Raw genomic sequence first — 24,076 nt, forward strand, 5'->3', positions numbered from 1 at the left:
GACGGGGCGGCAATCGTCCAGCGCCGCCGTCGGCTCCGATCGGATTGGATAACCGGCGAACTGGTGGATAGCGTTTAGCGAACAGGCCAAGGTCCGTGAACAGCAGGAAACAACAGTTCCGCGACAAGGACATCATCTTCCGCGAGGGGGATCCGGCGACCCGTGCCTTCACCATCATCGCGGGCAAGGTCGAACTGATGACCGAGGTCGACGGCAAGGAAAAGCATCTGGGAGTTCTGGGCCCGGGCAAAACCCTGGGCGACGCGGATGTCGCGCACGGCCGCCACAAATCGACGGCGATCGCCGCCGGCATGGTGACGCTGCGCCCGCTCGACCAGCAGGCCCTGGCCCTGGTCAAGGCGCCGGCACAGCAGGCCGGCCTGCTGGCCCGCTTGCTCGCTCCCCTGGCTGTGCCGGACACCGGGGCACCACGCCGCCGGTTTTCCCTGTTCGGCTGGTTCCGCCAGATCAAGGAAGCAAGCCAACCCGCCGACCCGACCCGCATCGAGGTCCGCGTTGCGGCCCTGCCTCCCGAAGGCCAAGCCCCGGAAGGCATCAACATTGATAGCGACACCGCGACGGACCCTGAAATTCTGATTCTCGACGCCTTCGCCGAACTTGAAGGCGTGCGCGCCCGCCCCCTGAAGAAGCCCCTCACTCTCCCTGAGGATACGGAACCCGAGGACCGCGCGAACCGCCTGCATTGGGCGGCACGCCAAGCCCTGGCGCAGGTCGAGGCGGACATCCTGATCTGCTTCGAATTGGATGCCGCCGGCAAGCGCCTGACCCTGCGGTTCCTGCCCTTGGGCATCCAGAACGAGGATCCGCCCGGGATGTTCCATGCGGCCCAGGCGCTGGTGCTGCCGGCCCAGCCGGATCCGGCCCTGTCCGCCTTGGCCACGGCCGTCGCCCTGACGGCGACGATCCCGCTGACCGAGGTCAAGAAGAGCCGTCTTGCCAAAGTCCTGCCCCAGGCCATGGAACGCGCGGCCCCGGCCATCGAAGCCCTGGGCACGGCCCCCGACATCACGGACCGCGATCGTGCCATCGCCCGGCTGTTTTTCGCCAACCTGCTGACGCTTCAGTCGGGCCCGGCGGGACAGCTTGAGGGCTACCGCATGGCCGCCGACATCTACGGTCAGGCCATCGCCTTCCTGAAGGATGACAGCGATGCCTTCGACCGCGCCGTGGCACAACGCGCGCTCGGCGCGATCCTGCCGACCCTGGCCCCTGAATGGGAAACCCTGGAGATGGCGGCCGACGACGAACATAAGGCGGCCGGGCCGATGGCCCAGGCGATGGCGCTTCTGGAAGCGGCGGCCGAGCAGTTCACCCGCGACGCATATCCTAAGGAATGGGCGGCGCTACAGAACCGGATGGGGCAAATCTGTTACCGCATCGACGCCCAGGAAGGCGACCAAGACCTTCTGAAACAGGCCCTGAATCACTATCAGGCCGCCTTGCAGGTCTTCAACCGGATCGACCATCCCATGCGCTGGGCCGAAGTCATGAACAACATCGGTCAGGCGGCGGCGATTCTGGGTGAGCAGTTGAAATCGGTGGAGCTGTTTGAAAAAGCCATCGAAGCCTGTTCCGGCGCCCTGGAAGTCCGCCACAAGCTGGATCATCCGTTGCTGTGGGCAGCGACCCAGAACAACTTGGGTTCGGCCCTGTTCATGCTGTCCAAGCTGACCCACGATCCGGGTCAGTTGGAAGCCGCCCGCGAAGCCTTTTCCCTGGCCAAGGGCGTGTACGAAGCGCGCGGCGCCCACCGCCTGACCATGATCACGGAAAAAAACCTGTCGCGCGTCGAACGCCTGATGGATATCGCCCGGCCCAAGTCGCCGCCGCCCCTGCCTTGGGAGCCCAAGGATTACGCCCCGCATCTGGCCGAGGCATCGGACCTTGAGGAAGAGGACGACGAGGAAGAGGGCGACATGTCGGTCTATGACGCCCCCAAGGACGACGATGACGACCGCGGCCTCAAGAGCCGGGCCGCCAGAGGCTGAGCCTCGCCCGGCCTTCAAGGGGACTTGCACCCGGCCGCGAAGATATTACACTTAGGGCTCAGCATCGCGACCAAGCCATCGAACCGGCGCGATAGCCCAAGGACCGCGGACGGACCCATGACCAGCTTGCGTTCACCCATCGGATCGGAGATCACCTGGCGTCAGCCGGACGGTGAATTGGTGTCCTGTGAGGAGAAGCTCAAGGTCCTGAACGAGAATCTCGAGGAAATCCGTCAGTACTGCCAGGACGCCTTCGAGGATGCGATCCTCATGGGCTGCGACGAGGCCCAGGTTCGCGAGGTCCTGCAGTCCGTCGTCGACGCGATCGAGAACCCCTACAAGGGCCGCGCGTCCTAACTTTCCATGATATCGATCAGTCGGCGCCGATGAAGCGATCGGCGAAGGTGAAGGGATCGGGGCTGGGCTTTCCGAAGTGCCAGCCCTGGCCGTAGTCGATGCCGCAATAGAACAACTTGTTGGCCGCATCCTTGTCCTCGACCATTTCCGCGACCGTGTGCACGCCGGCGCTTGAACACATCTTTGCCATCGACGACAGCATGTCGCGGCCCTTGTCCGAGGCACAGGCCCGGCGCACCACCGGGCCGTCGAACTTGACCACGTCGACGTCGAGGGCGTTGAGGTAATCGAAGCTGGCAGCCCCCGCGCCGAAATCATCGAGACAGAACTGGAACCCGCGCGAGCGGATTTCCTGGATCACCTTGTTGAGGGTTTCCAGGTCTTCGGCCTCGGCCGATTCCGTCAATTCGAACATCACCCGGCGGTTCATATCGCGGCGGCTTTCGAGAACCTGAATCAGGCGCTGCACAAACTGCGGCTGAGCCAGCGACAGCGACGAAAGATTGACCGCCACCGGCGGCAGCGGCCCGCGCTTCGCCATATGCCCCAGAATATCCATGACCTGACGGACCACCGCAAAGTCGAAATCGACAATCAGGCCCAGTTGTTCGGCCAGCGTGATGATCTGGAACGTCGTCTTGGCGCGGGTCTGGTCGCGGAACCGGGACAGGGCCTCAAAATGATGGACCCGGCCCAGGCGTAGATCGCAGATCGGCATGAACACCAGATCAAAATCGCAGCGTTCCGTCGTTTCCTTGATGTATTTCACGGTTTCCACCGTGTCCTGCATCATGTCGTCGAGCGCGTCGGACAACTTCTCGACCGGCAGCCGCGCCTTGCCGGTGCAGAACTGCTGCATGGTATGGACCAGGGCACGGGCGACCTGATCCTCGCTGAGCCCGGCACCGTCGGCATCCAGGGTCGAGGAACGGGCACCGAATTCGGCGGCCTTGTCGCCGAGAAGCCGCTGGGCGGCTTCCTCGACCTTCATGTTCACATCCTCGGGGTCGACGTCACCACCGTGAACATAGGCAAAGTTCTCGGCATCCAACTGGCCCGCCGTGCTGCCGCCCAGCGAATGGGTTTTCAGGATACTGCCGACAGCGGTCATCAGGTTGCGCTTCTCGCTGGCGCCCAGGGTTTCGGTCAGGGATTTGACGTTGTCCAGGCGCACGAAAGTCAGCTGCCCTCTGGCGCCCGTGCGATCGTAATCTTGAATGCGTTCGACCGCGGCGCGGGTGAAGGACTCGCGCTCCAACACGCCCGACCATTCATCCTCGATCAGGTCTTCGGCCGGGACATGGGTCTTGCGCACCGGCTCGACCTTCAGCGCCAGGAAATAATGATCCTCGAAATCAGGCATGCGGTAGCCTGAAAACACCACGGGAATGCGTTTGCCGGCGATGCTTTTCAGGTCGAGGACAACGTCCTCCAGGCGACCGTTGCGGCCGCCGCCCGTCAGCAGATCGCGGGCATAGGTCTTGTGCTCGTCACCGACAAAGTCGAGGAACGACGACCCCAACAAGGTTTCCGGCGTAGCGCCCAGCACCGGGGTCACCCCGGCGGCGAAGGCAATGTTGTAGTTGCCGTCCAGTTCAAGAAGCAGGTCCGCGCGGCAGAAGGCCAAGGCCACGAAGCGTTCGCGGTCGGTCTTGCCCTGAACGCGGGATTTCGCCGCGGGCTTGGCCTTGGCGGCCGCGCCCGATTTCCCCGCCGTGTCGTCCCTGTCCGCACCGGTCATGGCAGCCCCTGAATGCTTGAGCGCGATCTCGTTCATGTCGAGCCTACCTTACCCCGTCGCCGGGGTCCACGGGCCGCCCCCTGGCCGACCTTATGGCGATAGCGTAGGGATGCGGGTTCGCGCCATCTGTGACGGGCGGCACAATTTGAAATTAAAGGAAAATTGGTTGCGCAGGCGTTACGAGCCGGCGGCGTCCTCGACCAGGTCTTTCATGCGTTTGGCGATCGCGTCGTAGCGATAGTCGGAAATCCGGAACACCCAGGGCCCGGTGCGCGCGCGCAAGCCATCGGCCTCGGCCGTGCCCTCACCGCCGGCAATGTCGAGCGACACCCAATATTCAGCCGTCGGCCCCTTGAGATCACCCTCGGGCAGGTCGATCAGGGCGGTCACGGTCAGCCCGTCAAAAGTTTCGTAGACGACACGGGTCGCCGTCGCCGGATCGATGGGATGCTTTTCGCGAAGCGCGACGTCCATGATCTTGTAATCGTCGATGGCCGACGCGATGCCGTTGACGCTGAACCGGCTTTTTACCTTTTTGCCGTCGGGGACACCGTTCAGAACGAAATCCAAATCCCCCTGCTGTTCCTTGAAGATGGAAATCTTCTCGCCATCGGCGTGATGAATTTCGACGCGACGGATGCGCTTGGTCTGAATATCGAAGATGTCCGTCTCGATCCATTCGGAAATCAGCTTGCCGATTTCGATCGAGCCCTTGGCCAGCCAGGCCTGATCCTTGCCGGGAATGCGGAAATAGGTGCCGCCCGCGGCCGAACCCTCGAGCGAGCTGCGGGCCTTGCCGAGCACCATATCGACCATCGGCCGCCCGCCCTTGTCGTTGAGACGCAGGCTGATGGCCTTCGAGCCCACGACATCGGGATCACCCAGATCAAGCCGTGGGAACAATTCCGGGGTCGCGGTCTTGGGCGCCAGATAGGTGAGTTCCGCCACGCGCAGCGCCAGCGCATTCACTTGGCTTGCCTTCGCCGGGTACATATCGCGGTTGGCAATGCCCCAGTCCCCGGCATCCTTGGCGTTGCGCTTGAAGGTCAGCACCCCGCCTTCGTGGCTTTCGATACGCACCGTGTCGACATCGTTCAGGTTGTCGATCAGGCCGGGCACCACCGGGTCGCCCAGATTGGCATAGACCGCGTCACCAGGCCGGGTGACCACGGCGGCGGCGGCGGCAACGATGCCCAGCACCGTGGCGACCAGAAGGATCAGGAAATTTTTCGCACTCATGCCGGCTCTCCCTATTCCGTCACCGGCCGCGCGCGGGCGCGGCTCAGGCGGCGGGCAACGGCGATGACCAAGGCGGCAAATCCCAGGATCAACGGAATGGCCGCGATGTTGAGGAACTTCAACCAGGCGTCCAGCGCGTCGATATCCTTGCGCAGCGCATGCTGCACGTTGCGCAGGTCGTGGCGGATATCGATCATCTTGCGGCGGAATTCGGCGATCGCGGTTTTTTCCTCCGCCGTCAGAATGGCTTCGCTATTGGCGCCTTCGCGGTTGGTCAGGCCCTCGATCCGCTTTTGCGTTTCCTGCAATTCCTTGGCCAGCTTTTCCTGTTCGGCGCGGAACTTGCGCTCCGCCTCAAGCTGGATTTTCTCAACCATCAGGAACGGACGCTTGGAATCTCCGCGCGAGCGCAGGCCCAGCAACACATCGCCGCCGGACAGGTTCTCGACCGCATTGATGACGAAGTCGCTGTTGCCCGCATAGGGCACCAGAAGCTGTTCGCCGTTGACGTTGCGAATTTCCGCCCACAGACCTTCGTGCAGGACATCCGTATCGGCGACGATCACCGCGTTGAGCGGCTTCTGCGCTTCCGCCAGATGGGTCTTGGCCCTCTCTAGGCGGGCCTTTTCGGCATCCTCGCCCTCACCGATCAAGGGCGGGCCGTCGGGGAATGCCGATTTGACCGGACCGGTCACGCGCGCGGCCATGGTCAGCTTCTTACCCGACGCCTTGAAGTCGCGGAACAGGGCGACAATGTCGATCCGTCCCTGCAGCTTGGCCACGTCAAGGGCTTCGGAATCCTCCGAGGTGGTGACGAGCGGGCGGAAGGTCGTGGTCGCGCCTTCGGCCGGCTCGAGTATCCCGGCCGAACCGACGTTGAGGTCGCGGATGTCGGCGACCACCGCGTCGGTGGTGTCCAGGTTGCGCCGGTCGAGCGTATTCCACGCCACGTAATCAACCTGGGTGATCTGGCCTTCGTGGCGGACATTGACGCGGCGCGCCGATTGCAGGTCGGCGGCAACCTTGTCCTTGATGAAGGTGACGCCCCAGGATTTCAGAAGCCGATCGATGTCCGACGGGCCTGCCGGTCCCTGGGGACTGGGGGCTTCGGTTTCCGCGTTGGGGTCGATAAAAGCCAGCACCCGACCGCCGCGCATCACGAACTGGTCGATGGCGTACAGGGTTTCGTCGCTGAGGTTCTTGGGATGAACCAGCATCAGCATGCCGATTTCCGGCGGCACGGCATTGAATTCGGCCGGCATGGTGCGGACGTCGAACAGTTCGCGGATCTGGCTGATCACGGCCCAGGCCGGCACGGGCCGCTGGCCCATCATGAAGCCGCCTTCGACCGGCAAACGCGCGACCATGCCGACAACCGGACGGTCCAGGGTCGCCAGCGAATAGACCAGCTTGGTCAAATCGTATTCCAGGAACGGCTCGCGCTCCGTCGTGAAGTAGGGGATGACGGCCTTGCCGTCGACGGAATTGGTGCCGGCCAGGCCGAAATAGCCGCGGTCACCGGACTGGTCATAGGGCAGGCCCTGCAGGCCGAAAGTGACGGCCTCGTCCTCGACCTCGGAAAAGGCCTCAGGGTTCTTGACCTCAAGCCGGATCTTGCCGCCCGAAATGTTGACGTAGCGTTCCAGAAGCTCCCGCACGCGGTTGGCATAGGCCTGATGGCCGGGATAGCGTTCACCCAGCGCCCGGGTGAAATAGAGGCGCAGCGTGATCGGTTCCGTCAGCGACGTCAGCACCTTGCGCGTGCCGTCGGACAGTGTGTAGAGCCCGCGTTCCGTCAGGTCGACCTGGGCCGAGCGCAGGGACAGATTGACCGCCAGATTGACGGCAAGGAACAAGACGGCGGCAAGGCCCACGCCGATCACGGCAAGACGGTTGCGGTCTATGGTCTTCAATGCGTTCATGGTCGTTCCCGCCCCCCTACGCCGATTTCTTCACTTCCACGACGATCACGTTGGTGAACAGGAAGAACGCGATCAGCGACACGAAGAACAGCACGTCGCGCAGGTCGATGACGCCGCGCATCACCGCATCGAAACGAACCAGGAAGCTAAGACTGGCCACCGTGTCGACGATCAGCGCCGGCGCCCAGGCCTGGAAGAAGTTGAGCACCAGATCCAGGCCGCTCATGGTGAACAGGAAGCACACCGTGGCCGAGATGATGAAGGCGATCACCTGGTTCTTGGTCATGGCCGACATGCAGGCGCCGATGGACATGAAAGCGCCCGCCATCAGAAAACTGCCGACATAGCCCGCGACGATCACGCCGTTGTCCGGTTCGCCCAGCACGTTGACGGTAACCCAGACGGGAAAGGTCAGCGCCAGCGCGATGCCGCAGAACGCCCAGGCCGCCACGAATTTGCCGAGCACCGCCTGCGCCGTGGTCACGGGCAGGGTCATCAGAAGCTCGATGGTCCCCGACTTGCGTTCCTCCGCCCACAGGCGCATGGCGACGGCGGGGATCAGAATCAGATACAGCCAGGGATGAAAGCGGAAGAAGGCTTCCAAATCCGCTTGGCCGTTGTCGAAGAAACGGCCCAGGTAGAAGGTGAAGGCGCCAGTCAGCGCCAGAAAGATGACGATGAACACAAGCGCCAGCGGCGTCGCGAAATAGCCCGCCAGTTCGCGCTTGGCGATGATCCAGATGTTACGCATCGGCTCCCCCTTGGGCGTCGCCCTGGGTGATCTTGCGGAACACTTCGTCCATATGGCCGCGTTCCACGTACATTTCCTCGGGCGTCACGTTCTTGGACCTGAGCAAATCGCCGACCGGCAGAACGATGGACGCCCCCGCCTTTGGCCGGGCGCGGAAAGCCGCCGTACCGTTGACCGGATCGCCCAGCGCATCGACGCCCGCAACCTGATCCAGGGCCGCCAGTCCGGCCACGATGTCGGCGGCCTGATCGGCGGCCAGCTTGACCACCACCGCATTGTGGCGCGCATCACGGCACAGCAACTGTTCCGGCGTGCCGTCGGCCAACAGCTTGCCATGGGCGATGACCACCGCGCGGGTGCAGATGGCTTCGACCTCTTCCAGGATATGGGTCGAGATGACGATGGCCTTGTTATGGGCCATGTCCTTGATCAGCGAGCGGACCTGATGTTTCTGGTTGGGGTCGAGGCCGTCCGTCGGCTCGTCCATGATCAGAACTTCCGGATCATGAAGGATCGCCTGGGCCAGACCGACGCGGCGTTTGAAGCCCTTGGACAGGGTTTCCACCGGGCGATCGAACACCTCGTCCAATGCCGCCATCTCACGCACCCGGTCGACCCGGCGGCCGATTTCGGCGCCGTTGAAGCCGCGGATCTGGGCGATGAAGCGCAAGAATGAGGAAACCCGCATGTCGCCGTAGGTCGGCGCCCCTTCGGGCAGATAGCCGATCGCCGCCTTCACGGCCATGGGCTCGGTCACCACGTCGTGACCCTGCACCCGGGCGGTGCCGCTGGTCGGCGTCAGATAACCGCAGACCATCTTCATGGTCGTCGATTTGCCGGCGCCGTTGGGCCCGAGGAAGCCCAGCACCTCGCCCCGGCGCACGGCCATGGACACGGCATCGACGGCAGTCAAATCACCGAACCGTTTGGTCAGATTTTCAAGAACAATCATGTCAGACATTGCGCGTCACCAACCCCCACTGGCGTGCGTGATCCCACGGGACGGGGACCGGCGCAATGATAATCGCGAATATGTCCGGAATGCGGCAAACGCAATTCACGGGTCTCTCTCCCTGCTTGTCCGGTTGTTGACCAACCTTGAACGGCAAGGGAGATAGTCTGATTAATCGGGCATTTGCAACCCTTTGGCGGGAAGATTTTTTGCCGGGCCAATCAAACGGCCTGGGAATGGCGGGCCAGGGGGGCCGCCCCCGGGCCCGGCAGATAGGCATCAAAGACCGCCGCTACCGCCCGCATCAGGGGCCGCGCGTCTTCGGGAACGGTGACCACCGCCCCGTCGACACGCACCAATCCGTCCGCCGCCATATCATGCAGGCGCGCCAGTTCGGCGGCGAACGAGGCCGCGCCGCCGAAACGATCGAGATCAACCGTCATGTCGCACATCAGGCGTTCGATGACCGCCCGGCGGCGCTGGTCGTCGGCGTCGATGGTGATGCCTTTCACCGTTGCCAACTGCCCGGCGGCGATGCGCCGGCTGTAGGTCCCTGTGTCCGGCGCGTTCTGGAAATAGCCGCCCGGAAGCTCACCGATGGCCGATGCGCCGAGCCCCAACCGGACATTGGCCGTATCGGTGGTGTAGCCCTGGAAATTGCGACGCAAGCGGCCGCCGTCGAGGGCTTGGCACAGGCTGTCGTCCGGCAGTGCGAAATGGTCAAGGCCGACCCGCCGGTAGCCATTGCGGGCCAGGCGCAAGGCAGCGGCGGCGGCCTGATCGAACCGTCCTTGCGCATCGGCCCGGGGCAAGTCGTCCAGCAGGCGTTGGTGGCTTTTCATCCAGGGCACATGGGCATAGCCGAACAGGGCGATGCGCTGGGCTTCCAGTTCCGCCGTGCGGTCCACGGTGCGCAACACGTGATCGACGGTCTGCAAGGGCAGGCCGTACATGAGATCCAGATTGATGCGGTCGATGCCGGCCGCGCGCAGAAGATCAACGGCGCGGCGCACGACCGTGAACGGCTGCTCACGATTGATCGCCCGTTGGACCCGTTCGTTCAGATCCTGGACCCCGATGCTGACGCGGGTCACGCCGGCCGCCGCCATGGCTTCTGCCATATCATGGGTCAGCACGCGGGGATCGATCTCGACCGCCGCCTCGGTCTGCGGGCCGAAGCGAAAGGCGGCATGCAGATGATCCATCATGGCGCGAAAGTCGTCGGCGCCCAGGATGTTGGGTGTGCCGCCGCCGAAATGAACATGCGATACGGCGGGCGGATTGCCCAAAGCCGCCGCGACCAGATCGATTTCCGCCCTCAGGTCGTCGACATAGGCGGCGATGGGGGCGTATCGGCGGGTGATCTTGGTGGTGCAGCCGCAATAGGTGCAGAGTTCGCGGCAATAGGGGATGTGGAGGTAGACCGACACGGGGCCGTCGGCGGGCGTCAGCCCGGCGAGACCATCCGCATAATCCGCGGGACCGATGCTGTCCCGGAAATGCGGCGCGGTCGGATAGCTGGTGTAGCGCGGCACGGGACCGCCATAGGTCTCAAGCAAATGCCGGCTCATTTCCCGGTCCCCTCCCGACGTCATTGGCGCCGGAATTTAAGGACGGCGGCGGAAGCCCCGCATTGATATGGGTCAAAAATGCCCGCGTCGTGACGGCGGATCAGCGGGCCGCGTTGACCCGCCAGTCATAGGCATGGCCGTCGATTTCCGTGCGCCCGGTCAGACGCGCCTTCAGGTCCGGCCCGGCGTATTGCGTCAGATGCGCCAGCACACCCGCCTCCTCACCGCCGAAATCATTAATGAACCAGTCATAAATCTTGGACACGACCAGCCTGCCGTCGCTGTCGATGCGCACGCCGCGCGGGCTGTTGACGTAGGTTTCCGCCGCCGCCGTCAGCATGCGCTCCGCGGTGTCGCCCGTGAAGGGCCGGGGCGCCAGATCGGGACAGCCGATGGATGCGCAGTTGACGGCGTAATGGATGCGAGGGTCCCGCCAGATCGGGCGCAGGATGCGGTGTTCGATATCGTCGAGGGCGATCTTCTCGCCCTCCACCACGGCCAGTTTCTTGCCCCAGGGACCATCGGAAAACAGGCCCGGCGAGATATCGATATCGCGGATCGAGGACACCGGCCAATGATCGAGGATCACCTTCACCGTAAGCGCGTTATAGAGGTTGATCCAGAACGCCATCTGTTCCCGCCGGTTCAGGCCGGAGACCGCGACCGCCTCCATCTCCGCGACATAGGCCGCGAGGCCCACATGGTCGGCCGCCGTGACGCGGGCGTAATCGACTTGGTTGGCCCCTTGGGGTTCAACGCGCAGATAATGGGCGAGGAAGCGGCCCCAAGCGCCATGATCGACCCGCACCATCGACGTCGGATCATGGGCCAGCCAGCGCGCCCAAAGTTCCGCCTTCGGCCCTGCGGCGGCGGCAGGCAGGGCAAGGACGACGATAAACAGAAAAACGGCGGCGCGGATCATGGATTAGGGTCCTGAAAATCAAGGGTCGGGGGCAACGATGTGATGGGATGACAGGGATAGAATATTCCGCAGGCAGGCGCCCTACACAGCCGTTCACATCCCCGTCACCAGCGTCGAAACGCCCGTCACAGGGCGGAAATCGCCCTTTAACGCCGGTTTAACTGGAAATCCGCGACGATGCCCCTTATATCGGGTCGTTAAATACCCTGGGAAAACGAACATCTTAAGCCTTTGAAGAGGTGCCTTATGGCGATCAAATGGACGCCCGACTCCTGGCGTGGCAAGCCGATCCTTCAGGTTCCGGAATATCCGGACGCGAAGGTCCTGGAAACCGTTGAAACGCAGCTGAAGCGCTGCCCGCCGCTGGTTTTTGCTGGCGAGGCGCGCTCGCTGAAGAAATCCCTGGCCCAAGTGGCCGAGGGTGAGGCCTTCCTGCTGCAGGGCGGTGATTGCGCCGAAAGCTTCGCCGAATTCCATCCGGACAACATCCGCGACACCTTCCGCGTGCTGTTGCAGATGGCGGTCGTGCTGACCTTCGGCGCGGCCTTGCCGGTGATCAAGGTCGGCCGGATGGCCGGTCAATTCGCCAAACCGCGATCAGCGCCGACGGAAGTCATCGACGGCGTCGAACTGCCGTCCTATCGGGGCGACATGGTCAACGGCATGGAATTCACGCCGGACTCCCGCATTCCCGATCCGCAGCGCCTGATGCAGGTCTACAACCAGTCCGCATCGACCCTGAACCTGCTGCGCGCCTTCGCCCAGGGCGGCTATGCCGACCTGCACAAGGTCCATCAGTGGAACCTGGGCTTCGTCGCGGACAGTGCCGAAGGCGAAAAATACGCCGACATGGCCAACCGCCTCGACGAAACGCTGGGCTTCATGGCCGCCTGCGGCCTGACGTCCGAAACCACGCCGCAGATCCGCGAAACGGATTTCTACACGTCCCACGAGGCGCTGCTGCTTTGGTACGAACAGGCGCTGACGCGCATCGATTCGACCACGGGCGACTGGTACGACACCTCGGCCCATATGCTGTGGATCGGTGACCGCACCCGCCAGCCCGACGGCGCCCATGTGGAATTCATGCGCGGCATCAACAACCCGATCGCCTTCAAGGCCGGCCCGTCCCTCGACCCGGACGAGATGATCCGCCTGATCGACCAATTGAACCCGAAAAACGAACCCGGGCGCATCACCATCATCGCCCGTATGGGATCGGACAAGATCGCCCAGGGCCTGCCGCCCCTGGTGCGCAAGGTGAAATCCGAAGGCCGCAAGGTCGTCTGGGTCACCGACCCCATGCACGGCAACGTCATCAAGGCGTCCAGCGGCTACAAAACGCGGCCGTTCGACCGCATCCTGTCGGAAGTGCGCGACTTCTTCGCCGTCCATCAGGCCGAAGGCACCCATGCCGGCGGCGTGCATCTGGAAATGACCGGCCAGGACGTGACCGAGTGCACGGGCGGGGCGCAGGCGATCAGCGACACGGACCTCAGCGACCGCTATCACACCCATTGCGATCCCCGGCTGAACGCCCGTCAGGCGCTGGAACTGGCGTTCCTGGTGGCGGAAATGCTGAAGGAAGCCCGCACGCCGAAGCTGAAACAGGCCGCCCTGCCGTCCTAGGCGGCAGCCGGCCGGCGGCACGGTTGGGGGACATTCCATGGCCGGTCCACCGGATGATGCAGGCGACAGGTTGCCCGACGCGGCGCCCGACGATGACGCCGTCCGGTTCGAAGACCAGATCACCCGCTGGGCCGATCATTATTTCCTGCGCACCAAACAGGCCGTGCGCCGCTTCGGCGACACGCAAGTTACTTATGCGATCTTCATGCGTCGGCCCGTCGTGTTCGCGCCGCGCATCGCGCTGGACTGGCTGAACGACGCCGCGCGGGCGCGGAACACGGATTTCAGGATCGAGCCCAATTTCACCGAGGGCCAGTGGGTGGGCGCGGGCGAACCCCTGATGTACGTCACCGGCTCGCTCGAACATCTGGTCGACCTGGAAACCCTGCTGCTGCAAAAGCTGGGAGCCTGCTGCGTCGCTGCCAACAATGCTTATGTGATGTGCGCGACCCTGCCCAAGGTCGCCTTCATGGCCATGGACGCGCGGCACTGCGCGGGCACGGAAATGGCCGACCAGATGGCCTATGCGTGCTCCGTCGGATCGCACGCCGCGCGGGAACAGGCGGGGGCCAAGGGCTTCATCGGCAACGCGACCGAGGCCACCGCTCATCACTTCGGCAATACGGACGGCATGGGCACCATGCCCCACGCCATGATCGGCTACGCGGGATCGACGCTGCGCGCAGCGGAAATGTACGCCGAGACCTTTCCGGGCGAGCCGATGACCGTGCTGGCCGACTATTTCGGGGCCGAGATCACGGACGCGCTTGCCGTCTGTGAACGGTTTCCGGACCTGGTCGCAGCGGACAAGCTCGCGTTCCGCCTGGACACCCACGGCGGGCGCTATATGGAAGGCCTCGACCCTCAGGAAAGCTATGCCGTGCTGGAGCGCCACGTGCCCTTGGCCGTGCGCCGCTACCGCAATGAAAAGGAATTGCGCTATCTGACCGGCACGGGCGTGTCGGCCGCCGCCATCTTCCTGTTCCGCGAACGGCTCGACGCCGCCGGATATGACAAGGTGAAGATCGTCTGCTCGTCGGGCTTCGATGTCGAAAAATGCAAGGTCATGGCCGACGTGGAGGCCCCCATCGACGTGGTCGGCACCGGCTCCTACCTGCCGTCGAACTGGAGCGAGACCTACGCCACGGCGGATATCATCGCCTATGACGGCAAGCCGCGCGTGAAGCTGGGCCGGGAATTCCTTCTCCAGCGCCCCGGAAAGGACAAGTAACCGGCCCCATATCGCGCCGGTTTCGTTGACAGGGGAAAGGTGCATCCCTACCCTGCCGCCGCCTGATCGACCCCTTCTGACCCCTTGGATTCCATGACCGAAACCCTGGCCATCGCCATTGCCCAGATCAACCCGACCGTCGGCGACGTGGCGGGCAACCTGACGCTTGTCCGGGATGCCCGGGCCGAGGCCGCCAAGCTGGGCGCCGACCTGGTGGTCACCGGGGAATTGGCGCTGTGCGGTTATCCGCCGGAAGACCTGGTATTGAAGCGCTCGTTCCAGGATCGCATCGAGGATGCGGTGAAGACGCTGGCCAAGGAAACTGCCGACGTCGGCCCGGCCGTGCTGACCGGCGCCCCCTGGCGGGAAAAAGGCAAGCTATACAACGCGGCCCTGCTGCTTGACGGCGGCGAGGTGCAGGTCGTGCGCCTGAAGCACGAATTGCCCAATTACGGGGTGTTCGACGAAAAACGCCTGTTCCAGCAAGGCCCCCTGCCCGGTCCGGTGCCGTTCCGGGGGGCGCGCCTGGGTGTCATGGTCTGCGAAGACATGTGGTTCGAGGACGTGACCGAATGCCTGGACGAATCCGGGGCCGAGATGCTGATCGTCCTCAACGGATCCCCCTATGACATCGAAAAAAGCGACCAGCGCCTGGCCTATGCGGTTGCACGGGTCAAGGAATCGGGCCTGCCGCTGCTTTACGCCAATCTGGTCGGCGGACAGGATGAACTGGTGTTCGACGGCGGATCCTTCGTGCTGGATACGGATTGCGTCCTGACCGCCAAGATGCCCTGCTGGCAAAGTGCGGTGACCCTGACCACCTGGACCCGCAATGGCGAGGCCTTCCGGCCCGAACCGGCGGAGATCGTCGCCGCCCCCGACGACACGGAATCCATTTACCGCGCCATGGTGCTGGGGCTCCGCGATTATGTGAACAAGAACGGTTTTCCCGGTGTGGTTCTGGGCCTGTCGGGCGGTGTCGACAGTGCCCTGTCCGCCGCCGTCGCGGTCGACGCCCTGGGGGCGGACCGTGTGCTGACGGTGATGATGCCCTCGCCCTATACCTCCGCCGACAGCCTGGAGGACGCGACCGAAGCGGCCGCTCTCATGGGCACGCGGCTGGAAAGCGTGCCGATCCAGCCCGCCATGGACGCCTTCGATGCCATGCTGGCCCCCCTGTTTGCGGGCCGCGACCGCGACATCACGGAAGAAAACATCCAGGCCCGCACGCGGGGTCTGCTGCTGATGGCGCTTTCCAACAAGTTCGGCCATATGCTGCTGACCACCGGCAACAAGTCGGAAATGTCCGTCGGCTACGCCACCATCTACGGCGACATGAACGGCGGCTATTCGGTGCTGAAGGACGTCTACAAGACGACCGTGTTCAAGCTGTGCCATTGGCGCAACCAGAATTGCCCGGCGGACTTCCTGGGCCCGAAGGGTCGCGCCATTCCCGAACGCACCATCACCAAGCCGCCCAGTGCCGAACTGCGCCCCGATCAGACGGATCAGGACTCACTCCCGCCCTATGAAGACCTGGATGCCATCCTAATGTGTCTGGTGGAGAAGGAAATGGGCTTCGACGCCACGGTCAAGGAAGGCTTCGATGCCGACGTGGTGCGCCGCATCTGGGTCTTGCTCGACCGCGCCGAATACAAACGCCGCCAGGCCCCGCCGGGGGTTAAGATTACCGGCCGCGCCTTCGGCCGCGACCGCCGCTATCCCATCACCAACGGATTTACAAAGCAGTTCTGATGACCCTTCGCCTGCACAACACGCTGACCCGGGACAAGGTCGATTTCAAACCGATCGACGACAAGAACGTGCGCATGTACGTCTGCGGCCCCACGGTCTACGACTTCGCCCATATCGGCAACGCCCGGCCCGTGGTGGTGTTCGACGTGCTGTACCGGCTGCTGAAGCGGCTTTATCCGGCCCCCGACCACAAGGTTACCTACGTGCGCAACATCACCGACGTTGACGACAAGATCAACGCCCGCGCCCAGGAATCCGGCCGCCCCATCGAAGACATCACCAAGGAAACGGCGGCCCAGTTCCACGCCGATATGGCGGCGCTGGGCGCCCTGCCCCTGCCCCGCAAGTACGAACCCCGCGCCACCGACCATATCCCCGAAATGATCGCCATGATCGAAACCCTGATCGAAAAGGGTTTCGCTTATGAGGCCGAAGGCCATGTGCTGTTCAGCGTGCCGGCCATGGACGATTACGGCCAGTTGTCGCGCCGCGACCGGGACGAATTGATTGCCGGTGCCCGGGTCGAGGTCGCGCCCTACAAGAAAGACGCCGCCGACTTCGTGCTGTGGAAACCGTCACCGATTGCCGACGGTCTGCCCGGCTGGGACAGCCCCTGGGGCCGCGGGCGGCCCGGCTGGCACATTGAATGCTCGGCCATGTCGGCCAAGATCCTGGGCAAGACCTTCGACATCCACGGCGGCGGCCAGGACCTGATCTTCCCCCACCACGAAAACGAAATCGCGCAAAGCCGCTGCGCCCACGGCACGGACGTGATGGCCAGCGTGTGGATGCACAACGGCTACCTGATGGCCGAGGGCGAGAAGATGTCCAAGTCGCTCGGCAACTTCTACACGGTCCACGACCTGCTGCAGGAATTCCCCGGCGAAGCGATCCGCCTGACGCTCTTGAAAACCCACTACCGCCAGCCCCTGGACTTCACCAAGGACGGCATCCGCGAGGCCAAGGCGGACCTGGACGGGTTCTATGGCGCCCTTCGTGGTGTCCCCGTTACCGACAGCAACGATGCACCGGCGGCCCTGATGGACGCCCTCTGCGACGATCTGAACACGCCGCTGGCGATCAGCCAGCTTCACAGCCTCGCCGCTGTCGCCAACAAGGCCGATAGCGCGGCCAAACCGGCGGCAGCCGCAGCCCTGAAATCCGCTGCCAGCGTTCTCGGCCTTCTCCAGCAGGATCCGGAGGAATGGTTCAAGTGGCAGCCGCCGGCCAAGGCGGGCGGGTTGTCAGACGCCGAGATCGACGCCCTGATCGCGGAGCGCGTTGCCGCCCGCCAGGCCAAGGATTTCGCCCGCGCCGATGAGATTCGCGGCATCCTGACCGCCGAGGGCATCGCGGTCGAGGACAGCGCCGAGGGCGCGACCTGGCGGCGGATTTAACTTAAACGGGCTAGCCACCGAAGGCGCGGAAGCGCCGGCGGATTTCCTGTTCCGAGGCATCGCGGGGCGGCTCGCGCAGGGCGGCGGCGTCTGCCTTGCTGCGCTTGATTCCGGACCATGTCTCGGCGCAATGCGGCAGGGGGGCGTCATCCGCCGCCAGATGTACCGCGTACTTCTGAAACAGGCCGATACAGCGCTGATAGGCCATGACCTCAAGCTCATCGTGGCGCAGCTTTACATCCGCCGGCAGGTCGAACCAGGCGACATCAATGATCGCGCCTTCATCCACGCGCCGCTCCATGACATGCAAGGTCGCGCCGAATCGGGTCGCCCCTTCGTAAAGGGCGAAGCCGGCGGCCCGGCTTCCCGGATAGGTCGGCGGGCCGGGGTGAAAGTTGTAGGCCGGGCCCGGCAGGGCGGCGAGAACGTCAGGCGGCACCACGACGCCGGTGCAGAAGGCGATCAGCCGGCAGCCCGCGTTGGCGGCAGCCCCACCCGCCAGATCAAGAGCAGCGCGCAGGGAATCCGCGCCGTCGACGTGGTTGACGTGAACGGTCGGGTTATGGGCCATCAAGACAGCCGCCAGATGGGGCCCCTCGACGTCGCCGGTCAGCAGGATGATCTCGGTCGGCATGACCGAACGCTAGCACGCCACCCGCCATGCGGCGAGCCTGCTAAAGCAATGTAACCTTTTGGCTAGCTTGACGGTTTCGCCCTTTCACCCGCTATAATGCGGGACAGGGTGAGAAAATCCCCCGAACCTGCGGAGATCGGCCATCGAGGATGGTCAGGGGGCAAACAAAAGCTGGTTCAATGGCGGACATCTACGAAATCAAGCCTGGGGCCCGGCAGACAGGCGGGCACCTTAAGACCGACGGTGATGCCACGGAAGAGGCCAACGAGACTCTTCTGGAAACCCTTAGCCACGACCTGCGCACCCCCCTGAACACCATCATCGGATTCGCCGACATGATGGACCAGGAAATCCTGGGTCCGCTTTCGAACCCCCATTACCGTGAATACGTGGAAGTGATCTCCACCGAAGGCCGGCGCATGCTGGACTTCATCAACGACCTGCTGAACCGCAAGCGCTTCGAGAACATGAAACGCACGGAACAGGGCTTTCGCCACGTCATCGAACTGGCCCCGGACCTGATCGCCGTGTGCCGAAGCGGCGCCATCGACCTGATCAACCCGGCCGGCGCCGACATGCTGGGCGTGTGGCCGGCGGTTGAACTGAAGGGCCGTATCTTTACCGACTTTGTTCATGCCGACAGTCTTGAGCATTTCAAGGGCGGGATTGAAAACCTGACCAAGGAACGCCTGCGCACGCCCATGGTCCTGCTGCGGGCCGACGACACGACCTTGGATGTTGAACTGGCCGCCCTGCCCTATGAGGAGCACGAGGACGACGGCGACGGCACCGCCTACATCATCATGGCCCGCGACGTGACCGAGCGGAACCGCGCCCTCAAGGCCCAGGCAACGCGCGAAGAACACCTGCGCAAGATCATGGACACGGTCGCCGACGGCATCATCACCATCGACGAGACCGGAACCATCGAGACCTTGAACCCGACGGCCGAGGAAATCTTCGGCTACAAGCCCGGCGAACTGGTCGGCTCCAACGTCAAGGTCTTGATGAATGAGGACGACGCTGCCAACCACGACCATTATCTCGCGCGGTACACCAACACCGGCGTGCGCCATATCATCGGTAGTGCCCGCGAAGTCATCGGCCGGCGCAAGAACGGCTCGCTGATCCCCATTGAACTGGCGGTCAGCGAAATGCGGTTTTCCGGGCGGCGCCTGTTCATCGGCGCGCTTCGCGACATCACCGAACGCAAGGAAAACGAGGAACGTCTGCGCGACCTGGCGACCCGCGACCCGTTGACCCGCCTGCCCAACCGCAACCTGTTCACCGAACGCCTGGAAGAAGCCATCGAACAGGCCGATACCTGTGGCGTCGGCTTCGCCGTTCTGTTCCTTGACCTCGACAACTTCAAGACCATCAACGACGCTCTCGGCCACCTGATCGGCGACCGTATCATCCAATTGGCGGGACAACGCGTGTGCGGCTGCGTGCGCGGCCAGGACACGGTCGCCCACCTGTCCGGCGACGAATTCATGGTCATCCTGGAAGGCATGGACGACGAAGCCCGCGCCGCCAAGATCGCCCGCGATGTTCTGAAAAGCCTGTCGCAACCGTTCAAGGTCGACGGCCGCGAGGTCTTCACCTCGTGCAGCATCGGCGTGGTGATGTACCCGAAGAACGCCAATTCGCTGGTAGAACTGATGCGCAACGTGGACACCGCCGCCCACTTCGCCAAGAAGCAGGGCCGGGCCAATTTCCAGTTCTACACGGAACAACTGTCCGAGGACGCCCGGCGGCGGATCGAGGTTGAAAGCGGCCTGCGCCGGGCCTTGGAGAACAACGAGTTCGAACTGGTTTTCCAGCCCAAGGTGGACCTTGAAACGCGCCGCATCATCGGCGCGGAGGCTCTGCTGCGTTGGGACAACGCCAACCTGGGCAAGGTATCCCCGGTGGAATTCATCCCCGTCGCCGAGGAAACGGGCCTGATTGTTCCCATCGGCAGTTGGGTGCTGCGCCAGGCCTGCGAGACGGCGGCGCTCTGGATCAAGGAAGGGCTGACCGCCTGCCATATCGCGGTCAACCTGTCGGCCATGCAATTCCTGCACGGCGACCTCGCCGGTGAAATCAAGGATGTGCTCGACAGTTGCGAGCTTGACCCGAACCTGCTTGATGTCGAATTGACGGAAAGCATGTTGGTCTCCAACGCCGAGGAAACCATACGCATTCTCAAGGTCATCAAGGACATGGGCGTCAACGTGTCGATGGACGACTTCGGCACCGGCTATTCATCGCTCAGTTATCTGACGCGCTTCCCGCTCGACAACCTGAAGGTCGACCGCTCGTTCGTCACGGGACTTCCCGATGACCGCGATGCCTCGGCCGTGGCGCGGGCCATCATCTCCATGGCGCAGAACCTGAATCTGAAGATCATCGCCGAAGGCATTGAAACGGAAAATCAGGTTGGCTTCCTGCACGCCCTGGGCTGCCAGGTCGGCCAGGGCTATCTGTTCAGCCCGCCGGTCAGCAACGAGAAATTCATGGAACTGGTGCGCGCAGGCACAAGCGCCTTCCTCAAGACGCCGCCCGCCGCCGGGGAATAGCCGGGGAACCGGCGCCGCCCCCGCCCGCACCGCCTTCAGGTCGCGATGATGGTATCGATCTCTTCCTGATCCATGGTCTTGGTCGCGCCGTGGATGATGCCCGACGCGGTATCCAACAGACGCTGGATCATGCGTGACATCACCGTCGCCTGCTCGCGCAGCATGCTCTGGTCGCCTGCCTCGATATAACGTTCCAGAAGCTGGACGCTGGTCACGATCACATTGTCCAATTGCCGCACCGTATGGTCGAAGGGTTCGCGGTAAACCGGCAATACATGATCGTAGGCTTCCATGGCCAGTTCACGGTCGGCGATGGTCGAGTCGCGAAAGTGTTCGACATAGCCCTTGGGCTGCCACGCCTTCACCTCCTCCATGATTTCCGGCATATCGGGAACCATTTCCAACAACATGACGATTTCATTGAAGTGGTTGAGGTAATCGGTGGCCAGCAGGGTGTCGGAATCAAGATTCGACCCGGCAGCGCGGGCCTTGAGGTCCAGATATTCCGGCGATGGTTCCGTCACCATGTTTACACCCACAGCCGCCGCGGAAGTTAACGCCACGATAAATCCCTTCAGACCGCCTTCCCCCATCCCGGCGGCGCCGCACCAGCCGATGTCGGAGCCCCCCGCGAAACCGGCCGGATCAATCGAATTTACCCGTCCAGCATAGTCACCTGGGCGGCAATTTCCAATCGGCCATTGAGAACCCCCAATCTTGCATACAACCTGACCTGGGTCGGAACGCTTGAGAAATGCCGCCGCATTCGGCATTCTCCCGCGACCCTGCGACGGGCAATGCGCCCGGGATCAGAAAACCGAGGCCAGCCCCCATGACGGACACCCGCGTCTATCTGTTCGACACCGCGCCCTGCGGCGGCGTCACGCCCGAAAGGGCCTGACCCGGGTCATGGCGGGCACGGATTCCTCGCGGCGCGGCGACGCCGATACGATCGACGCCTCGGGTGCGCCCGCGGTCGTCCTGGTCGAACCGCAATTGGGCCAGAACATCGGCATGGCGGCGCGCGCCATGCTGAACTGCGGGCTGACGGATCTGCGCCTGGTCAATCCCCGCGACGGCTGGCCGAGTGAGCCGGCGCGGGCCGCCGCCTCCGGCGCCGATCTGGTGATCGACCAGGCCCGCGTCTACGCCACCGCCGCCGAGGCCGTTGCCGACCTGAACCTGGTCATCGCGACCACGGCGCGGTCCCGCGACATGACCAAGCGTGTCCTGACCCCGCGCCGCGCGGCCGAGGAAATCCGCCACATTTATGCAGATAGCGGGGCCCGCACGGGCATCCTGTTCGGCCGCGAGGCCAAGGGCCTGACCAACGATGAGGTCGCCCTCGCCGACGCCATTTTGAACGTGCCGCTGAACCCGGCGTTCTCGTCCCTCAACCTGGCGCAGGCAGTGCTGCTGGTCGGCTACGAATGGCGGCTTATGGGATTGGACGTGGCCGACGAAGACTTGGCCATGCCCAAGACGACCCGTCCCGCCGACCACGGGGACCTAGTCCATCTATTCGAACATCTGGAAAGCGAACTGGAAACCTGCGGCTTCCTGCAGCCGCCGGAACGGGCGCCGACCATGGTCCGCAACCTGCGCAACCTGTTCGGCCGTGCGCGTCTGACGGACCAAGAGGTCCGCATCCTGCGCGGCGTGATCGTCGCCCTGCGGCGGGGCCCCAGAGACCCCGCCAGCCAGGATTAATCCATCACGAACACGCCCTTGCCGGTGGTCTGGGTGTCGAACAGCTTGTAGGCTTCATCCGCCTGATCCAGCGTGAAGCGGTGGGAGAACAGGGCGTCGACGTCGATCTTGCGTTCGGCGACGAAGGCCGCGCAATCGGCCTGCCCGTTCTTGGAAAAGGTCCAGGACCCGAGGATGGAAACCTGACGGCGCAGGATGTCCTGGCTGACGTCGAGCGTCACCTGCCCGCCTTCACCGACGAAACACGCCACCCCCCAGGCCCGCAGGCAGCGCACGGCCGATGCCCGGGCTTCGGCGTTGGATGAACAGTCGAGGGATTTATGCGCCCCTTCGCCGCCGGTCAGGTCGCGGATCGCCGCGACAACGTCATTGCCCATGGGGTCGATGACCTCATCCGCGCCGAAATCTTCCGCCAGCTTGCGCCGCTCGGCGGAAATATCCAGGGCGATGACCCGCGCGCCCATGGCCTTGGCCAGTTGTGTGGCACTGAGCCCCACGGGCCCCTGACCGAAAATCACCACGGTCTCATCCCCGGCCAGGTCCAGGCGCTTCAGCGCACCATAGGCCGTGCCCGTGCCGCAGGAAATTGCCGCACCGGTGGTGAAGCTGAGATCGTCCGGCAGTTTGACCAGGGTATGGGCCGGCACTTTCATGTACTCCGCATGGGCGCCGTGGCCCGTGGTGCCATAGACGGTGATGCCGTCGATGCACATCTGCGACCAGCCCGTGCGGCAATGCTTGCACACGCCGCAGCCGGAATAGTGGTGATCCATCATGCGGTCGCCGATGCGCGCCTGGGCTTCGGACACGCCCTCGCCGACCTCGACCACCACGCCGCAGGGCTCATGCCCGGCGATGATCGGGCCCTTGCGCTCGCCCAGGCCCAGCGTCGGGGTGCCCGGCGGGTTGCGGTAGTACTTCAGGTCGCTGCCGCACATACCGGATGCCTTGATCTGCAAAACGACTTCGCCCGGGCCCGGATGGGGGTCGGGAAAATCCATGATCTCGATCTTGCGGTCGCCGGGGAATACCACTGCCTTCATCGTCTTGGTCCTCTTGGTTTCTTTTGGTTTCTTCTGTGTCTTGGATGGTCTTCAGGAGCGCGCGGCGGATCAGATCCGCTCCGACAGCCAGATGGCGAGCTTCGATCCCCGCTTGATGACGCCCTTCAGGGCCTCATAGCCGGGGGCTTCCTCGGCCCCCAGGTCCAGCGCCGTGTCGTGGTGCTCCAACTCTTCCTGGCGGAATTTTTCGAAGGTGTCGCGCAGATCGTCCTCGCCCTCGCCGTCCAGGCGCGCGATCTGGGCCGCGTAATGTTCGTCGATGGCTTCCTCGACCGCGACGGTGCAGGCATGGGCCGCCTTTTCGCCCAAAAGCGCCGTACCGGCGCCGAGCGCGAAACCGGCCAGATGCCACAGCGGCAGCAGCGCCGTCGGGCGCACCCCGCGTTCGGCCACCAAGTCATTGAAGGTGGCAAGATGAACTTCTTCCTGTTCCGCCATGTGCTTGATGGCGCCGCCGCTGGCCTTCTCGCCCAGTACAGCCATCTGGCCCTCGTAGATGCGCACGGCGCCGTATTCACCTGCGTGATCAACGCGCAGCATGCGTTCGACCATCGCGGCCTTGGACGGGTCGCCCGGCATGCGCCGGGGCTTGGCAGTTGGCTTCGCAGAGGTCTTGGTCGCCATGGTTTCC

19 protein-coding genes are annotated in these 24,076 nt (G+C 63.9%); 8 read left to right on the forward strand and 11 right to left on the reverse strand.

Annotated features, from left to right (window positions below; genetic code table 11):
• The first annotated feature begins 95 nt into the window (after positions 1-95).
• Both KFF05_15905 and KFF05_15910 read left to right on the forward strand, forming a co-directional pair.
• Positions 96-2,009, forward strand: coding sequence for a cyclic nucleotide-binding domain-containing protein (locus KFF05_15905; GenBank protein ID UTW51375.1), 1,914 nt, complete (start codon positions 96-98; stop codon positions 2,007-2,009).
• A gap of 117 nt (positions 2,010-2,126) precedes the next feature.
• A complete protein-coding gene (locus tag KFF05_15910) occupies positions 2,127-2,366 on the forward strand; it encodes a hypothetical protein (protein ID UTW51376.1) in 240 nt (79 codons plus the stop codon).
• Positions 2,367-2,382: 16 nt separating this feature from the next.
• Here KFF05_15910 and KFF05_15915 read toward each other — a convergent pair whose 3' ends face one another.
• The 7 genes from KFF05_15915 to KFF05_15945 form a co-directional block, all read right to left on the reverse strand.
• Entirely contained in the window at positions 2,383-4,143 is a 1,761-nt protein-coding gene (locus tag KFF05_15915; GenBank protein UTW51377.1) for an EAL domain-containing protein, read from the reverse strand.
• Positions 4,144-4,284: 141 nt separating this feature from the next.
• Positions 4,285-5,346 (reverse strand): DUF4340 domain-containing protein, encoded by a 1,062-nt coding sequence (locus KFF05_15920; protein ID UTW51378.1) that lies wholly within the window; start codon positions 5,344-5,346, stop codon positions 4,285-4,287.
• 11 nt (positions 5,347-5,357) lie between these two features.
• Complete coding sequence (locus KFF05_15925) at positions 5,358-7,268, reverse strand: Gldg family protein (GenBank protein ID UTW51379.1); 1,911 nt, start codon at positions 7,266-7,268, stop codon at positions 5,358-5,360.
• 16 nt (positions 7,269-7,284) lie between these two features.
• Positions 7,285-8,019, reverse strand: a complete 735-nt coding sequence (locus tag KFF05_15930; protein UTW51380.1) for an ABC transporter permease subunit — start codon at positions 8,017-8,019, stop codon at positions 7,285-7,287.
• Positions 8,012-8,971, reverse strand: coding sequence for an ABC transporter ATP-binding protein (locus KFF05_15935; protein ID UTW53751.1), 960 nt, complete (start codon positions 8,969-8,971; stop codon positions 8,012-8,014). Before KFF05_15935 ends, KFF05_15930 begins: the two co-directional genes overlap by 8 nt.
• A 221-nt stretch (positions 8,972-9,192) precedes the next feature.
• Complete coding sequence (gene hemN, locus KFF05_15940) at positions 9,193-10,542, reverse strand: oxygen-independent coproporphyrinogen III oxidase (GenBank protein UTW51381.1); 1,350 nt, start codon at positions 10,540-10,542, stop codon at positions 9,193-9,195.
• 100 nt (positions 10,543-10,642) lie between these two features.
• Positions 10,643-11,464, reverse strand: a complete 822-nt coding sequence (locus KFF05_15945) for a DUF547 domain-containing protein (GenBank protein UTW51382.1) — start codon at positions 11,462-11,464, stop codon at positions 10,643-10,645.
• A 246-nt stretch (positions 11,465-11,710) separates the two neighbouring features.
• Between KFF05_15945 and KFF05_15950 the strand changes: the two genes are divergently transcribed.
• The 4 genes from KFF05_15950 to cysS all read left to right on the forward strand — a co-directional run bounded on the left by KFF05_15950 (position 11,711) and on the right by cysS (position 17,476).
• Positions 11,711-13,093 (forward strand): 3-deoxy-7-phosphoheptulonate synthase class II, encoded by a 1,383-nt coding sequence (locus KFF05_15950; GenBank protein UTW51383.1) that lies wholly within the window; start codon positions 11,711-11,713, stop codon positions 13,091-13,093.
• Between the two features lie 37 nt (positions 13,094-13,130).
• Positions 13,131-14,324: a nicotinate phosphoribosyltransferase gene (locus KFF05_15955; GenBank protein UTW51384.1), complete on the forward strand. Its 1,194-nt coding sequence runs from the start codon at positions 13,131-13,133 to the stop codon at positions 14,322-14,324.
• A gap of 93 nt (positions 14,325-14,417) precedes the next feature.
• On the forward strand, positions 14,418-16,079 hold the full coding sequence (locus tag KFF05_15960; protein UTW51385.1) for an NAD+ synthase: 1,662 nt from the start codon (positions 14,418-14,420) through the stop codon (positions 16,077-16,079).
• Positions 16,079-17,476 carry a cysteine--tRNA ligase gene (gene cysS / locus KFF05_15965; protein UTW51386.1) on the forward strand — a complete coding sequence of 466 codons (1,398 nt, stop codon included), beginning with the start codon at positions 16,079-16,081 and terminating at the stop codon, positions 17,474-17,476. The genes KFF05_15960 and cysS overlap by 1 nt, the downstream gene beginning before the upstream one ends.
• A gap of 10 nt (positions 17,477-17,486) precedes the next feature.
• On the opposite strand, the gene KFF05_15970 is transcribed toward cysS, so the two are convergent.
• Positions 17,487-18,047: a methionyl-tRNA formyltransferase gene (locus KFF05_15970; protein UTW53752.1), complete on the reverse strand. Its 561-nt coding sequence runs from the start codon at positions 18,045-18,047 to the stop codon at positions 17,487-17,489.
• A 242-nt stretch (positions 18,048-18,289) separates the two neighbouring features.
• Here KFF05_15970 and KFF05_15975 point away from each other — a divergent pair, with 242 nt between their 5' ends.
• On the forward strand, positions 18,290-20,671 hold the full coding sequence (locus KFF05_15975; protein ID UTW51387.1) for an EAL domain-containing protein: 2,382 nt from the start codon (positions 18,290-18,292) through the stop codon (positions 20,669-20,671).
• Positions 20,672-20,706: 35 nt separating this feature from the next.
• Here KFF05_15975 and KFF05_15980 read toward each other — a convergent pair whose 3' ends face one another.
• On the reverse strand, positions 20,707-21,198 hold the full coding sequence (locus tag KFF05_15980) for a hypothetical protein (GenBank protein ID UTW51388.1): 492 nt from the start codon (positions 21,196-21,198) through the stop codon (positions 20,707-20,709).
• Between the two features lie 382 nt (positions 21,199-21,580).
• Between KFF05_15980 and KFF05_15985 the strand changes: the two genes are divergently transcribed.
• Positions 21,581-22,381 carry an RNA methyltransferase gene (locus KFF05_15985; protein UTW51389.1) on the forward strand — a complete coding sequence of 267 codons (801 nt, stop codon included), beginning with the start codon at positions 21,581-21,583 and terminating at the stop codon, positions 22,379-22,381.
• Here KFF05_15985 and KFF05_15990 read toward each other — a convergent pair.
• A complete protein-coding gene (locus KFF05_15990) occupies positions 22,378-23,424 on the reverse strand; it encodes a zinc-binding dehydrogenase (protein ID UTW51390.1) in 1,047 nt (348 codons plus the stop codon). The two genes, KFF05_15985 and KFF05_15990, sit on opposite strands and share 4 nt — an antisense overlap.
• Before the next feature lie 69 nt (positions 23,425-23,493).
• The gene (locus tag KFF05_15995) at positions 23,494-24,069 is read right to left on the reverse strand and encodes a demethoxyubiquinone hydroxylase family protein (protein ID UTW51391.1); all 576 of its coding nucleotides are present in this window, start codon (positions 24,067-24,069) and stop codon (positions 23,494-23,496) included.
• Positions 24,070-24,076 lie beyond the last annotated feature (7 nt).

The organism is bacterium SCSIO 12827 (genome assembly GCA_024397995.1).
GTDB lineage: Bacteria > Pseudomonadota > Alphaproteobacteria > Rhodospirillales > Casp-alpha2 > UBA1479.

Excerpts from the sequence above, each read along its gene's own strand:
- KFF05_15910 (UTW51376.1), top strand. The coding sequence starts at position 2,127 with ATGACCAGCTTGCGTTCACCCATCGGATCGGAGATCACCTGGCGTCAG.
- KFF05_15915 (UTW51377.1), bottom strand. The coding sequence starts at position 4,143 with ATGAACGAGATCGCGCTCAAGCATTCAGGGGCTGCCATGACCGGTGCG.
- KFF05_15920 (UTW51378.1), bottom strand. The coding sequence starts at position 5,346 with ATGAGTGCGAAAAATTTCCTGATCCTTCTGGTCGCCACGGTGCTGGGC.
- KFF05_15925 (UTW51379.1), bottom strand. The coding sequence starts at position 7,268 with ATGAACGCATTGAAGACCATAGACCGCAACCGTCTTGCCGTGATCGGC.
- KFF05_15930 (UTW51380.1), bottom strand. The coding sequence starts at position 8,019 with ATGCGTAACATCTGGATCATCGCCAAGCGCGAACTGGCGGGCTATTTC.
- KFF05_15935 (UTW53751.1), bottom strand. The coding sequence starts at position 8,971 with ATGATTGTTCTTGAAAATCTGACCAAACGGTTCGGTGATTTGACTGCC.
- hemN (UTW51381.1), bottom strand. The coding sequence starts at position 10,542 with ATGAGCCGGCATTTGCTTGAGACCTATGGCGGTCCCGTGCCGCGCTAC.
- KFF05_15945 (UTW51382.1), bottom strand. The coding sequence starts at position 11,464 with ATGATCCGCGCCGCCGTTTTTCTGTTTATCGTCGTCCTTGCCCTGCCT.
- KFF05_15950 (UTW51383.1), top strand. The coding sequence starts at position 11,711 with ATGGCGATCAAATGGACGCCCGACTCCTGGCGTGGCAAGCCGATCCTT.
- KFF05_15955 (UTW51384.1), top strand. The coding sequence starts at position 13,131 with ATGGCCGGTCCACCGGATGATGCAGGCGACAGGTTGCCCGACGCGGCG.
- KFF05_15960 (UTW51385.1), top strand. The coding sequence starts at position 14,418 with ATGACCGAAACCCTGGCCATCGCCATTGCCCAGATCAACCCGACCGTC.
- cysS (UTW51386.1), top strand. The coding sequence starts at position 16,079 with ATGACCCTTCGCCTGCACAACACGCTGACCCGGGACAAGGTCGATTTC.
- KFF05_15970 (UTW53752.1), bottom strand. The coding sequence starts at position 18,047 with ATGGCCCATAACCCGACCGTTCACGTCAACCACGTCGACGGCGCGGAT.
- KFF05_15975 (UTW51387.1), top strand. The coding sequence starts at position 18,290 with ATGGCGGACATCTACGAAATCAAGCCTGGGGCCCGGCAGACAGGCGGG.
- KFF05_15980 (UTW51388.1), bottom strand. The coding sequence starts at position 21,198 with ATGGTGACGGAACCATCGCCGGAATATCTGGACCTCAAGGCCCGCGCT.
- KFF05_15985 (UTW51389.1), top strand. The coding sequence starts at position 21,581 with ATGGCGGGCACGGATTCCTCGCGGCGCGGCGACGCCGATACGATCGAC.
- KFF05_15990 (UTW51390.1), bottom strand. The coding sequence starts at position 23,424 with ATGAAGGCAGTGGTATTCCCCGGCGACCGCAAGATCGAGATCATGGAT.
- KFF05_15995 (UTW51391.1), bottom strand. The coding sequence starts at position 24,069 with ATGGCGACCAAGACCTCTGCGAAGCCAACTGCCAAGCCCCGGCGCATG.